This is a genomic window from Solimonas variicoloris DSM 15731 (genome assembly GCF_000382285.1).
Lineage (GTDB): Bacteria > Pseudomonadota > Gammaproteobacteria > Nevskiales > Nevskiaceae > Solimonas > Solimonas variicoloris.
The window spans coordinates 21,745-34,709 of sequence record NZ_KB907934.1 but is presented as its reverse complement, the minus strand read 5'-3'; the positions used below and the strand labels follow the sequence as shown (position 1 = coordinate 34,709).

The following is a 12,965-nucleotide window of genomic DNA, read 5'->3' as shown; positions in this document are numbered from 1 at the left end:
AGACCGACCCGTGTCCAGCCGGTTTCACCGGCTGGAACAGCCTCCAAGTGACTGATTCTCTGCCAGCCAGCCGCCCGGCGTCGAGATTCCGGCCGCCAGGCTTCAGCCTTCTTCCGACTCGGCGGTTTCGGCTTCTTCCGGCTCGTCGCCGCCCAGTGCGGCCAGATCGTCGTCGCTCACCGCATCGCCCGGGCCAGGCCGCCAGCCGCGCAGGTCCACCTGGCCGGTGACCACATCGGCAATTTGACGGTCGCGGTATTCGCGGATGAGCTTGATTTCATCCTCGGCGCGGGCGATGGCTTCGTCGAGCGGTTGCGTTGCTTCGGCGATCCAGCGGCAGATGGCTTGCTGCTCCTCGATGGGCGGCAACGCGAATGGCACGGTCACGAGCTTTTCGCGCGTGAGATGCGCGATGCTCACGCGATTGACGATGGCGTTGAAACGACCGCGTTTTCCATAGGTGAAGAACTGATGCAGCAAGAACTCCGGCAGCACGACAGGTTTGGCCGCGACTCGATGCACGGAATTCTGGATGTAACACTCGGCAAGCTCTTCGTCCCAAATGCAGGCACGGCCAACTTCGCCGCCTTCGCTGACCAGCAAATCTCCCTTGCGGATGCGAAGCTGCGGCATCTCCGCATGGGCAATCCACATTTCTTTCACGTCAAGCACGTCCGGTTTGAGCCATTGCACGTTTGTGGAACGCAGGTAAGGCTTGAACTCGCCGTTGTCACCCTTAGCTTCTGTGGTCAGCATCTTGCCCAAGACCACATCTGCGATGTTTTTCAGCCGCTGGACTTCCCAATGCGCCGGCACCTCGCCCAGCCATTCGATGCCGGAAGGCTTGAGGCGAATATTCGCGTCGAGGCCGCGCGTGACGGCGTGGTCGATGATGCGCAGCTTCTGCTCGGTGAGCAGGCCGATGAGGTCGCGCTTGGCCTTGATGAAGCGGGCGATGTGTGCGTCCTGCGCGCGCAAGTAGGCGACGATCTGGTCTTGCTCGGGGCGCGGGGGCAGCAGCGTGGTAAAGCTGCCGACGATGGCGCAGTTCAACGCAGCCTGGTTTCCGCCACGCCCGTAGTTGCGGAGGAAGTCGTAGGCCGCAATCAACGTGTAGTGCAGATAGCGCCCATCCAGTTCTCTGCCAGGCGTGACGCCCGCCAAATTCTGGTTGATGGTTGCTTCGATGCCCAGATAGGCCGACATGCCACGGGTCTTGCCTTGCCCGACCATGCCGAGAATGACGCTGCCGGCCGGGAGCAAGCGCAGGGACGATTCCTTCAATGCCACTGGCGTAATGTGCTCACGCGCTTTGCGAACGATGTAGTCATTGACTTGTCCGCTCGCCAGCCATGGAACGGAACCATTCGACCAGTAATCGAAGCGGTCACGCGCGGGCGTCGTCCCGTTTCCCACGCGAGCCACATAGCGCAAGCGCGCCGTGCGCCAGTGCTCGGGAACCCGCGCCGCCCACGGCGTGCCGGAGGCGCGATAGCTCGGATACGCCACCGCCATCACGCCGCCCCCACAATCTTGTGCAGCAAGCCTTCGGTCTGCTGTTCCAGCTTCAGGATGTCCGCGCGGATTTCCGCCAGCGATCTCAGCGGCGCGGGCTTGTAGAAGTAGCGGGCGAAGGAGATTTCGTAGCCGATCTGGGTCTTCTCGCCGTCTATCCACGCATCGCCTGCGTGCGGCAGCACCTCCCGCGCGAAGAACGCCTCGATGCCGCCCGGCTCCTTCAGCGGCACCTGCTCGGTGTCGCGCAGGTCGCTATCGGGTTCGTACTCGACCATGAAGCGATCCTTGCCCACGGTTTCCAGAGTCGCGCCGTCAAAGCCCGGCTCGAAGTGCTCGCCCTTCTTCAGCTTTGTGCGCTTGGCGACCACCGGCGGCGCGGTGTCGTCGCGCCAGCTCACGGCCTTGAAGATGGCCTTCTTGTCTGAGGCGGAGAGCTTCTTGTCGTGCGCCTTCATCGCCGCGTCGAACTTGGCGCGGAAGACGTTGTGGTCGTCGAACACGGCGTCGCCCAAGTCCTTCTGCGCCAGCAGCGCCAGATCGAGCAGCGCCTTGTCGCGCTGCCATGTCGTGGCATCGAGCAGCTTCTTGCGGCGCTTTTCGGGCACGGCTTTCCTGGCCGGTGCGCTGTCCTCGCCATCCTCGCCGCCGCCGTCGGCGTCCTCATCCTCGCTGTCGCCTTTCAGCCATGCCTCAATCTCCGGTTTCAGCTTGGCGAAGCCGGTGTAGAGCTTGTCGCCGTATCTGGCCCACAGTTCGGCACGCAGAGCCTCATCGCCCGAGGCGAAGCGCAGCGTTTCGATGGCGGCGGGCTTCAACTGGCTTTTCAGGCGCAGCGGGCGTTCGACGGTGATCTTCCAGTAGCCGAAGTCTTCGTTGTCGAACCACTTGCACTCGGCGCTGTCCTGCGGCTCAGCAAGGTAGCCGCCGAGAATACGCGCGATGTCGTTGTCGGACAGTTCGCAGTTCTTCTTGCCGAGGTTGCGGCGCAGCGGCTGGGACCAGCCGCTGGCGTCGATCAACTGCACCTTGCCACGGCGGTGCCCGGCCTTGCGGTTGGTGAGCACCCAGATGTAGGTGGCGATGCCGGTGTTGTAGAAGATGTTGAGCGGCAGGGCGATGATGGCTTCGAGCCAGTCGTTCTCGATCACCCAGCGGCGGATGTTGCTTTCTCCCTGCCCGGCGTCGCCAGTGAACAGCGCCGAGCCGTTGTGGACGAGTGCGATGCGGCTGCCGAGAGGGGTGCCGTGCTTCATCTTCGACAGCTTGTTCACGAGGAACATGAGCTGGCCGTCGGATGAGCGCGTGATGAGCTTGAACTCCGGGTCGCCGCCGTGTTTGACGATGAAGCGTGGATCATTGAAGCCCTGCTTGCCGCCCATGCGGTCGAGATCGGTCTTCCAGCTCTTGCCGTATGGTGGATTGGAGAGCATGAAGTCGAATTCGCGCGAGCGGAACTGATCGGCCGAGAGCGTGGACTTGTCGGCGCCGCCGACGATGTTGTCGGCCTCGTCGCCTTCGCCCTTGAGCAGCAGGTCTGCCTTGCAGATGGCGTAGGTTTCCGGGTTGATCTCCTGCCCGTAGAGGTGGATGGAAACTTCCTTGCCGTGCTGCCTCGCCAGTTCGTGCAGGGCTTCTTCGGCCACGGTGAGCATGCCGCCGGTGCCACAGCTTCCGTCGTACAGCAGGTAGGTGCCGGACTGGATCTGCTCGGCGACCGGCATGAACAGCAGCTTCGCCATCAGCTTGACCACGTCGCGCGGCGTGAAGTGCTCGCCGGCTTCCTCGTTGTTCTCTTCGTTGAAGCGGCGGATCAGCTCCTCGAACACGGTGCCCATGCCGTGGTTGTCGAGCGCGGGAAGCTTGACGCGGCCGTCCGCGTCCTTGACCGGCAGCGGGGAGAGGTTGATGTCCGGATCGAGAAAGTCTTCGATCAGGAAGCCGAGGATGTCGGCGTCCACCAGCGTCTGTATCTGTTCGCGGAACTTGAACTTGGTGAGGATGTCCTGGACGTTCGCCGAAAAACCGTCGAGGTAGTCGGTGAAGTCGTCACGCAGGCGCTGGCCCTTGCCGCCGGCCTTGAGCCGGGCGAGCGTGAACTGCGAGGTGTTGTAGAACGCCTGCCCGGCGGCGGCGCGCAGCGCGCCGTCCTGATTGGCGACATTGGCGGCATCGAGCAGTTTCTTGCGCTCCAGCACCGCATCCTTGGTCGGTTCCAGCACGGCGTCGAGGCGGCGCAGGACGATGAACGGCAGGATGACATCGCGGTACTTGCCGCGGACGTACACGTCGCGCAGGCGGTCATCGGCGATGTTCCAGATGAAGTCGGCGATCCACTTGAGCTGGCTTTGATCCATTGGTCTTGTTGTGTGTTATTCGGGGCCACGAGCGCGCAGCCGCCGCGACTGTCAGTGCTGAATTCTGGCGCAGCTTCTGGCTCAAAAGCCGAGCCTGCGGCGTACTGCCGGGCATCAATGCCGCAACATTTTCACGAGCAGAACGACGACAAACATGGCGGCGATGGCGACGACGGCGATGGTGTTCCAGCGCTGTTTCACCGCCATTAGTTCCGCTTGAGCCTTGAGCAGCCGGGTCTGCGCCGCCAGTTGCTCAAGCTCGGCGGCCCGACGCCGCATGGTCAGGTCATCGGCCTGAGACGCCCCTTCTTTCCTGCAGTGGAATCCACCGCAATCCTCCTGCCGACTCACGAAATTTCCAAGGCTTCCTCCGCTCCGGCTATGGTACCCGGCGCGAAGTCTGGGCATCAGGGTGCAGGGCAGCGCCCCTGCGGCAGCGCGCCGCGGGCGCGCGGAAACTTCCGCCGTTTCACGGTCATGAGCTTCGATTGTGCCTCGACGAGCCATGTTTCCGTCTACAGACGGGGCGATTTCGGCTTACCGGCCCCCTCGCCCGGCGGCTTGGTCGAGCACTTCCAGATCATGCCTGGTGGCGACGCTCTCTCTTCGCTCGAGCTCACTTCATCCTCGCGAGAAAAGCTTGGTACTCCGCCTGCGTCACGGCCTGCAACGTGAAAGGCATGTTGCCGGGGCTGAAGGTATCGACATCGTACAGACTCCGGTGCGCGGGCCTGAAAGGCACGGGCTCGTAGTGATAGCTAGCATGCTCCGAATACGTGGCCACATCCATGTAGACGAAGAAGCTGGCGCAGTCGCCACCAAAGAATCCGGTCTTGTAGGTATTGCCTGTCCTGGTCGTTGTGTGCCATTCACACAACGAACCGGACTTCTTCCCCTCGTATGACGCGAGATTGTCCGCCGGGATGTGCGTGACTTTCCATCCGTCGCGCAGGTGGAACACCAAAGGGGCGTTCGTCTCCCGGTTGATGAGGTCCACGCAATAAGCGTCAGCCGGCCCGCATTGGCTTGATACACGGACGACGATTTCGTCCGTCGTGAAAAGCTGACCCTGCAGCCGTCGATGCTGGCTGATCTTCCAGAAAACGTCTGGCGCGGTTTCAGCGCTCGCCGCATCGGTCACCGAGGCTGGCCCCGCGTCGAGCGTGTGCTGGACCGCCTTCGCCGCCATCGCGTCGCCAACCATCAGTGCCAATCCCAAGAACACGAATAACCGGATCATCCCTGCCCCCTTCTTACCTTGTCGGTCGTTTGCATCTTAAATGGTACTTTCATACCATTCTCGGCTACTATAGTGGCCGGGTGCCTCGTCCTCAAGTGCCCATTTCCCCAGACGACTACGGAACCGCGCGCGTGCGCGTGTGGACACCGGAAGGCCGCAGCACAGTGTCCATCGACGGCGACCTCTGGAAATACTTCTGCCGGCTGGTCGGCGGCGAACAGGAAGCCCGCGAATGGGTCAAGTTGCGATCGAAAGGGCCTGTTCCTGTCGGCGTCACGCGCTCGAAAGCGATCGCGCGAGACATGCTCGCGCAGGTAGTCCGCCCGTCGCTGCGCGACCCTTGAGGCATCCGGTCACGCGGCGGCGCGCTCCGGCGACGCAGCCCACTTTCTGACGAACGCCTGAAATACGGCAAGCTGCGTATTGTCGAAGCACTCGACACCGCGCGCCCGGATGTCGTCGCGCAGGTCTGGGCCGATCCATCGGGCCGACAACAGCACGCTATCGGCGCCCGAACCGTCCTGACTGCGCCAGCGATCGAGCCGCGCGAGCGCGCGTTCGTAGCGGCGCTGCCTGTGGAAAACGCTGCTGGAAGTCTTGCACTCGACGACAAGCAGGCGCTCATGATCGAGCACGGCGAGATCAAGTTCACCGTGGCGGTCTTGTCCGCCGGCATCGCGCCAGCTGACGGTGACACTCGCGGCGCAGCACCGCGGGCCGCTGTCGCTCACCATGCTCCAGGTCCAGTGCTCGAACCATTTCCCCGCTCAGGTAGCGACAGGCTTCGCGCGACGCGAACTCGACCTCCGTCTCGGTGCTCCACTTCACGAGCCCGCACGCCCTGCGCCCGCTCCAGCGTCTCGCGGCCGTACTCGCCGACCACGAGCGACTGCCGGGACTGCGCCGGCCACTGCTCGCGCGCCTCGCGCGCCGCGTAGTTGAGCTTGCCGAACAGCGCGTCGAGGCCGACCGCGTTCTGTGCCAGCCACGTGGTCATCGGCCACCAGCGCTCGACGCGATCGCGCCACGCCGGCGCGTCGCTGGCGACGGCGCGCACGGTGATCCCGTGCGCGCCAAGGTGCGCGATCAGCGCGGAGTTTTCGTTGCCGGTTACGTTCATCGAACGCTCCGGCCGTCGCGCCAGAACGCCGGCGGCGGAGTGTAGCTGCTCAGGAACTCGTGCAACTGGCGGAGCAGCTTCTCGGTGCATCTTGGGCACAGGATCGCCGGTCTGCTCGGCGACTGATCGCGGAGCGTGAAGCGGGTGAACTTCGTCTGCTCGGCGGGCGATTCGCTGCGGTACTGGCAGCGCGAACAGACGATGCCGGCGAGGCGGTTGGTGGTGACGTTCATGTCGATCTCCTTGCCCGAATTTCGGGCGCAATGGGTCTGCGGATATGCAGATCAATGAGGAGATGCGAACGTCAGGTCATCAGCGGTGGCGGCGTTGGGGATGCGATGTGACCGATGCAAATCATAGCGGACTGGCGCGCTGTTCGCGACAGCGGAACAGCGGTGCAGCCTACGTGCCGGATGCAGTGATCCCGGCACGATCGCCGTGCGCCAGCGAAGCTGCAGACGCACGGCGGCTTCCGCGTGCAGGTCGCATTTCTGACAGCCACGGGACCCGGACGAAGCGCCGCAGGCGCGGTCGCGCAGCGATCGTTCGGGGCTGTCAGAAATATCGCGACCGGAACGCGAGCGCGCGCCAGAGCTAGTCGGTCCATGTCGGCTGCCGCTAGGGGGTCCCCGACGGCGGCGCAGCCGTCGCCGGGGGCGGCAGGCGGCATGGATTTTTTCGTGCGTCAGCACGAAAAAAAGACGACGCGGCGGCACGCCGGGTTCGCGGCCAAGCGGCGCACGGAACGTGCGGCGCGCAGCCTCGGTTTCAGCGGCGGCGCGGCAGCGACGACGCTGAAACCGAGGTCGAGCGGTTGCCTCGCGAAATCCGGCGGGGTCCCCGATTTTTCGTGCGCAGCACGGAAAATTGGGGTCGGATTCCGCGAGGTCGAGCACACGAAGTGTGCGAGTCCGCGAGAGCCGTCGAAGACGGCGTGCCGCCGCGTAGCGGTGGCGCGCGCGCAACGAGTGCAGCGAGGCGCAGGACGCGCAGCGTCCGAAGGGCAAGCACGGCGGTACGGGGCCCCGCGCCAGCGGGGTGGACGCGGGCGCGCAGTGCCGCGCAGCGGCACGTAGGCAAGCCAAATCAATGACTTCGCGAAGCGAAGGCAGGGATTTGGCGCGCAGCCGACCGTCCGGGGCCCCGCGTCAAGCGGGGTGGTGGTCGGCGCAGAAGAGGCGCGCACCTGGAGCAAGCAACCTCGCTCAGACAGGACGCGCACATGAGGACGACAACACCGGACACCCAGTCCGCTCCAGCGCCGCAGGAGCTGCGGCAACCGCGCAGGCCGCCCGGCAAATGGAAGCCCGGCGGCCTGGACCGCGCGCGCGGCCGCGAGAAGATGCGTCTCTTGCTGGCACAGCTCTGGGCCTGGCGGGTCATCGACTGGCAAGTGCTCGCGGCCATCGCGAACCTCTCGCGATCCGGCGCGCACGACCTGCTGAAGCGCGCAAGAAAGCACGGCTACATCCAGCGCATCATCAGCCCGGCACCGACGGCGGTGTATGTGCTGACCCAGGCCGGCGCCGACGCGATCGCGGAGCACCTGAGTCCGGCTGAACGTGCGATCCGGCCGGTCACCCGGCGCGGCGAAGTCGGCGGCCCCAAGGTCATTCATGAGCTGGTTCTGCAGCACGCGGCTTGGGCGATCCAGAACGGCTACAGAAGCCAGAACGCGGTCGGTCGCGCGGTCAGCGTCGGATGGATCGCGCACAGCCTGATCCACAAGGCGGCGGCTGAGCGCGACATCGACCTTTCCGACTGGCTTGACCAGCAGCTCGCGAACGCGATCGAGGTTCTGCCGGGCCGCTACCTGGGTCCGCGCGGACTCGACCTCCGCCCGGGCGGGCTGCTGCCGGACGCGATGATTCGCGCCGAGCTCGGCGAGCACGAGCTGCGCATCGTCATTGAAGTCCAGCAATCGGACGAAACCTGGTCCGCGCCGCAGCAGCGATGGGCCTCGCCGCCGGAGCGGAAATTGAGCTTCTACGCGGAGGCGATCAGCATCGGCCACCCGGACTCCGATGACGAGCGCGCCAGGAGAGACGCGGCCGAACGCCAGCGGCGGCGGATCGATGGCGTGCTCTACGTCAGTACCCGGCGATCGGTCGTTTCGATCTACAAGGCGCGATGGTGCGAGCGCCTGCCGAGTGTTTCAGCCGAAGGTCGCGGCGACGGCCGGCGCTACCATGCCGGCGGTCGCGACGGCACCGGGCCGTGGCGCGGCTGGATGAAACCGCTGCTCAAGGTCCGGTCGCTCGCGAACCTGGATGCCGTCTATTACCCGGGACGGCGGCTCGTGTAGCCAGCTGCGCAACAGCGCCGACACGGAAGCTGCGCGCTCCGCTTGCAGGGGCAACGACTGCAAACTCCTTGGTGGCCGCTACGTGGCCAGTCGGGCGCTGCCCGACACCCGCAAGGGCGCTGCCCTTGACCCGCTCAAGGGCGCTCGCGCCGCGCCCCTGAGAACCCCGGGGACTCGCGCTGCGCGCTCAGACAGAACCGGGGACGGTCGCTGCGCTCCCTGCACCGGCTTCGCCCAAGGATCGGCGCACGGTGCGCTACCTCGGCGCGACGAGCCGAGGCAAGGTCCGTGGTCCTGGACGGCAGGAGGCGATTGGCAGGGTCAAGGTCGGCGGCACCGTTCATCGAATGCGGAGCATCCGAAGCGCGCGCAGCGCGCGGTGAACGGGCGCAAGCCGCCCGCGCTTGCGCGGGTCCGCCTTGACGCTGCCGGGCGCGATGTAGGCTACCGGCCCTCCGCCGGGGGATGTGCAACATCCCTCGGCGGAGATGGCCCGCGCCGAGCGCCAAGGCGTTTGCAGGGGGTGTTCCTACAGACCCGGGCAAAATCTGTCGAGTTGTCGAATTGCTGTCGAGATGTCATTGCTACAGTCAAGTGCTTGATTTCAAACTGTCATTCGCGATTGTCGAAATGTCGAATTCATTTTCACCCCCCGCGCGCGGACGCATCACGCGCGCGTATGCGCGCGTGATGCGTAAACGCTGGACCCGCAAAAGCATCTCGACATCTCGACAAAACTGAAAATATCTTCTGTAGTCATTGACTTGCGCTGTAGCAATGTTGAGCTTCCACATCTCGACAACATTGCAACATCTCGACAACTAGCGCTCCTGCGTTGCGCAACCCAGTATCCAGGGCAGTGCCTGCGCGAACCATGTCTCCATGTCCGGGTCGGCGCCGGCCACGTCGAGCAGCCGCTGAAGTTCGAGCTCGTCCGGCGTGAACTCGAGCGGTTCTTCAGGCCGATAGCTGCGCACAGACAAAGATTCCCTAGCCGCCGGCGCCAGTCGGTAGGCGTGGCCGCGAAATTCGTCCTTACGAATCTGCGTATCGCTGCGTTCGAGCACGACGACCTGGCCGCCGAGCTCGAACTTGCGGCCGACGAGGCTCTTGATCCAGTGGCCGAGGCGCTTCGCCTTCGCGGCATCGAGCTTGGCTTCGAGCACCCAGGCGAGGAGGTCGTTCGCGTTCGCGATCTCGACCAGATCGGCCGGCGCGGCCCACTGCTGCGGGTCGCGCGCATCCGCCCACGCCTGCATGAAGCGGTCCGTCTCCTCGCTGGCCTGATCGCTGCCTTCGAGGAAGGCGTCGCGATTGCCGAGCAGGTTCGTGACGTGGCGTTGCCGTCCGATGAAACGCAGCAGGCCCGCGACCGAGCGTTGCCACTGGTGGAATCCGGTCAGCGGGACGTTCGACGGCGACTCCGGCGCGTGGGCGCGCGCCCACGCCGTGAGCGCCGCGTACAGCCTCGCCCGGATGCGCGGCGTCTCGCCGGCGAGATAGCCCTCGATGTCTGGATGCCGGAAGGCCGTCGGCGAGCGCTTGGCCGGGTCGAGGCCGCGCGGGTCGAGCCGAATGGGCAGCACGCGGCGCTTGATGTCCTCGTGCACGTCGGGATTGTTCGCCGTCGCGTAGAGCGTCAGGCCCAGCGGCGCGGCGATGGTGTCGTTCGTGCCGAGCCGCCGGATCATCGACAGGTCCGGCGAAGTCACGACGCGCGCCAGCACGTCGGATTGCAGCTTGCGCGTCACGTTGTCCATGAGGATCAGCGAGCGGCCTGCCGCGAAAGCGGCGCCGAGGCACTTTTCAAGTTCCTCGTCGGATGACGGCCAGCCGAAGCTGACCGGTCGCTCCCAAAGGGAGGTCAGCAGGTTGGCGAGCGTCGTCTTGCCGCTCCCGCGCATCGGCGCCGTGATGAGGATCAGTGGTGTGTGACCCGCCGACGGCGCGACTGGCGGCGTCAGCGCCGCCGCCCATGCGTTCGCCTCGTCGGCGGCTGAGGAAAAGTCGAAGTCGGCGAGGACGTGATCGCGCAGCAGGAACACGAGTGACCACGCCGCAAGCGCGCGCTCAGCACGTTGCGCGACCTGCTCCTCGGGCAGGTCCCCCGCGCGCCGCATCGCGAGCGCGCGGGCGCGGAAGTCGTCGAGCATCGACGCGCCGGTCGCGCATGCCTGCGCGTCGGGATCAGCGATGTTGAGGTGGTAGTGCGTGATCGTGTCGTAGCCGGGTTGCGCGAGCAGCTCGGTTTTCACGCAATTGCGGACGATCGCCGGTCTGGTCAGGACCCCGGCCAAGGGACGGAGGCCAGATTTCATGCGATCAGTCGTCGTCGGCTGCTGTTCCCACAGTCCGACTCGCGCCGTCGGAATGCTGGTGCATTCGCCGCTGCTGTTCAGGAATGTGATTCGTGGCGCCAGCCAGGCCGCGAGCATTTGAGTCGTGAGCGGCACCTCTGCCGAAGCCACCTTCACCGGCAGGCCCGACCGAACCGACCAGTACCACGGCTTGACGCCCTCGGCGTCGAACACTGTGTCGAAGTGATGAAAAATCGTCCGGTCATCGGTTTCCGGTAGGCTGACCACGCGCGGGCGCTTGCCGGAGGGTTCGGGAGTCGGGTCGCCACCGCTGGGCGGTCGGTCGGAGGGTGGCGGATCGACTACAGCAGCAGGACTGGAGCTATCATCATCGCGCGTCAGTGCTGTGTCATCCGCCTGCGCGCTGGTGCCAGCCGGCGCGCGGGCATTTTTGTTTTTCATCCGCGCGGGTCCTCGACAATGCCGAGACGCTGCGCATGAAAATCCTGCGCGGTATTCGCTTCATCTTGCGCGACGATTCGCGGCCGACCACGCCCGCGCCGCGGTCGCGGACGGGCTGCTGCGACCTGCACACGAGCGCGCTCGAAAGCCTCAACATCTTCGAGCCGAAATCGAACGGTCCGGCCAGACCCGAGGCGAACACACGGCGGCAGGCGATCCGGGTGGTGCTGGAGCCAGTCGTAGATCGCGCGAGTGGTGTACATCCAGCGCGCTGCAAGCGCAGCAGGATCAAGCAATTGAGACATGAGCAATCCTCTCGCTCACCGCGCGCGCCGCGGCGAGAAAGATTTTTATTGCTCAGGTTCGCGCAGAGGTGAGAACGAGCCGCGCGATATGCGCGCCGACTCCGCCGGCGCGCGACGGTTCGGAAACTCAAAGGTGCAACGCGACCTGATGGCGTTGCGTCAAGCCGCTGCTGCGGCGCTTCGTTTTCAAGCTGCTGATGGATCAGCAGTACATCTGATGCAAAAAGCACGTCTCTGCGCGTGCGCTCGACTAAATTTTTAGCACTGCATGCGCAGTGATGTCAATTCAACCGCGCACTGCTCAACACTCACGCCGTGGATGAAGCCCCCTGCATTTTGGCTGCGATGTGCCGCACGTCGAGGTGCGCATAGCGCTTGATCATCTGCGCGGTCGAATGTCCGGTGACCGCCTGCGCTTCGAGCATGGTCATCTTGTGGACCTCGAAGAGCCGTGTCGTCGCTTCATGCCGCAGATCGTGAATGTGCAGGTCCTTGCACCCTGCGGCGGCACGCGCCCGCTCCCACGCCTGGCGGAGCGTGTCGTACCTGACCGGGAAGATCAGATCATCCAGTTCGTGCGGCGACGGCAGCGCTGCGATGACGGACTGCGCGCTGCTCGTCATCGGCACCTTGCGCGGCCGTTTGGTCTTGGCGATCTTGGCGGGAATGACGATGTAGTGGTCCGGCGCGATCCACGACCAGCGCATCTGGAGAATCTCGCCGACGCGCATGGCGGTTTCCAGCGCGATGATGAAAACGTCGCGCAGTTGCGCGTTGCCCGAGATTTCGACCTTGCAGGCTTCGAGCAGCCGCTGTTCCTCGTCGCCGACCAGACGCCGATCGCGTTCGGTGAGGTTGGCGGGACGATCGACGCCCTCCACCGGATTGACCAGGCCGTACATCTTCCATTCCGGGCCACGCGCCACGTTGTAGAGGCGCTCAAGCAGCGCCATCTCGATGCGGACCGTATTGCCGGCCACCTTCTTGAGCCGTTCGTTGCGGTAGTCGACGATGTCACCGCCGCGGATAGCGGACAGAAAGCGCGGCGCGAGCTTGCTTTCAAGCAGGCGCTCGGAGGCATAGTGGTAGCTGCGCTGCGTCCCCTCTCGCAGCCGCGGGAAATACTCGGTGCGAAACCGTGCGATGGCTTCCGCCAGCGTGGTGCGTTCGGCTTCCTTGCGACCGCTCAGATCGGCGCCGCGCGCGATTTCGGCTTCAGTGTCGTGAATCCAGGCTTTGGCCTCGCGTTTCGTGCGAAACGTCTTCACCATCACAGGATGCCCTTTGCGGCGAACCTGAGCCTGGAATCCGATGGAGTGACCGTCGCGGTCGAAGCGTTCGATGATGCTGGCCATGCAACTGCT

General features: G+C 64.9%; 13 protein-coding genes. 3 read left to right on the top strand and 10 right to left on the bottom strand.

The annotated features are described in order from the left end of the window. Positions 1-102 precede the first annotated feature (102 nt). The 4 genes from H149_RS22785 to H149_RS0112230 all read right to left on the bottom strand — a co-directional run bounded on the left by H149_RS22785 (position 103) and on the right by H149_RS0112230 (position 5,112). Positions 103-1,515, bottom strand: a complete 1,413-nt coding sequence (locus H149_RS22785) for a restriction endonuclease subunit S (protein WP_039748882.1) — start codon at positions 1,513-1,515, stop codon at positions 103-105. After that, positions 1,515-3,872, bottom strand: a complete 2,358-nt coding sequence (locus H149_RS0112240) for a type I restriction-modification system subunit M (protein ID WP_020650049.1) — start codon at positions 3,870-3,872, stop codon at positions 1,515-1,517. The genes H149_RS22785 and H149_RS0112240 overlap by 1 nt, the downstream gene beginning before the upstream one ends. 114 nt (positions 3,873-3,986) lie before the next feature. Beyond that, on the bottom strand, positions 3,987-4,223 hold the full coding sequence (locus tag H149_RS0112235) for a hypothetical protein (RefSeq protein ID WP_026353126.1): 237 nt from the start codon (positions 4,221-4,223) through the stop codon (positions 3,987-3,989). A 265-nt stretch (positions 4,224-4,488) separates the two neighbouring features. Further along, positions 4,489-5,112, bottom strand: a complete 624-nt coding sequence (locus H149_RS0112230) for a hypothetical protein (RefSeq protein WP_020650047.1) — start codon at positions 5,110-5,112, stop codon at positions 4,489-4,491. A 131-nt stretch (positions 5,113-5,243) separates the two neighbouring features. Here H149_RS0112230 and H149_RS23230 point away from each other — a divergent pair, with 131 nt between their 5' ends. Continuing rightward, positions 5,244-5,456: a hypothetical protein gene (locus H149_RS23230; RefSeq protein ID WP_154654780.1), complete on the top strand. Its 213-nt coding sequence runs from the start codon at positions 5,244-5,246 to the stop codon at positions 5,454-5,456. A gap of 9 nt (positions 5,457-5,465) precedes the next feature. Here H149_RS23230 and H149_RS0112225 read toward each other — a convergent pair whose 3' ends face one another. Genes H149_RS0112225 through H149_RS0112215 form a run of 3 tightly spaced genes read right to left on the bottom strand, consistent with a single transcriptional unit; the run spans position 5,466 to position 6,465 of the window. Continuing rightward, positions 5,466-5,846, bottom strand: coding sequence for a PDDEXK family nuclease (locus H149_RS0112225; protein ID WP_020650046.1), 381 nt, complete (start codon positions 5,844-5,846; stop codon positions 5,466-5,468). Then, positions 5,840-6,232 (bottom strand): hypothetical protein, encoded by a 393-nt coding sequence (locus tag H149_RS0112220; protein ID WP_020650045.1) that lies wholly within the window; start codon positions 6,230-6,232, stop codon positions 5,840-5,842. Before H149_RS0112220 ends, H149_RS0112225 begins: the two co-directional genes overlap by 7 nt. Beyond that, positions 6,229-6,465, bottom strand: a complete 237-nt coding sequence (locus H149_RS0112215; protein ID WP_020650044.1) for a hypothetical protein — start codon at positions 6,463-6,465, stop codon at positions 6,229-6,231. The genes H149_RS0112220 and H149_RS0112215 overlap by 4 nt, the downstream gene beginning before the upstream one ends. 989 nt (positions 6,466-7,454) lie before the next feature. Between H149_RS0112215 and H149_RS0112210 the strand changes: the two genes are divergently transcribed. Next, entirely contained in the window at positions 7,455-8,537 is a 1,083-nt protein-coding gene (locus H149_RS0112210) for a replication-relaxation family protein (protein ID WP_154654779.1), read from the top strand. Between the two features lie 821 nt (positions 8,538-9,358). Here the strand turns inward: H149_RS0112210 and H149_RS0112205 are convergent. Both H149_RS0112205 and H149_RS23225 read right to left on the bottom strand, forming a co-directional pair. Beyond that, complete coding sequence (locus H149_RS0112205) at positions 9,359-11,296, bottom strand: hypothetical protein (protein ID WP_154654778.1); 1,938 nt, start codon at positions 11,294-11,296, stop codon at positions 9,359-9,361. Further along, positions 11,293-11,601: a helix-turn-helix transcriptional regulator gene (locus H149_RS23225; RefSeq protein WP_154654777.1), complete on the bottom strand. Its 309-nt coding sequence runs from the start codon at positions 11,599-11,601 to the stop codon at positions 11,293-11,295. Before H149_RS23225 ends, H149_RS0112205 begins: the two co-directional genes overlap by 4 nt. Between H149_RS23225 and H149_RS23220 the strand changes: the two genes are divergently transcribed. Then, positions 11,600-11,863, top strand: coding sequence for a hypothetical protein (locus H149_RS23220; RefSeq protein ID WP_154654776.1), 264 nt, complete (start codon positions 11,600-11,602; stop codon positions 11,861-11,863). The two genes, H149_RS23225 and H149_RS23220, sit on opposite strands and share 2 nt — an antisense overlap. A 46-nt stretch (positions 11,864-11,909) precedes the next feature. Here H149_RS23220 and H149_RS0112200 read toward each other — a convergent pair whose 3' ends face one another. Further along, entirely contained in the window at positions 11,910-12,956 is a 1,047-nt protein-coding gene (locus H149_RS0112200) for a site-specific integrase (RefSeq protein WP_020650041.1), read from the bottom strand. Between the last annotated feature and the right edge of the window lie 9 nt (positions 12,957-12,965).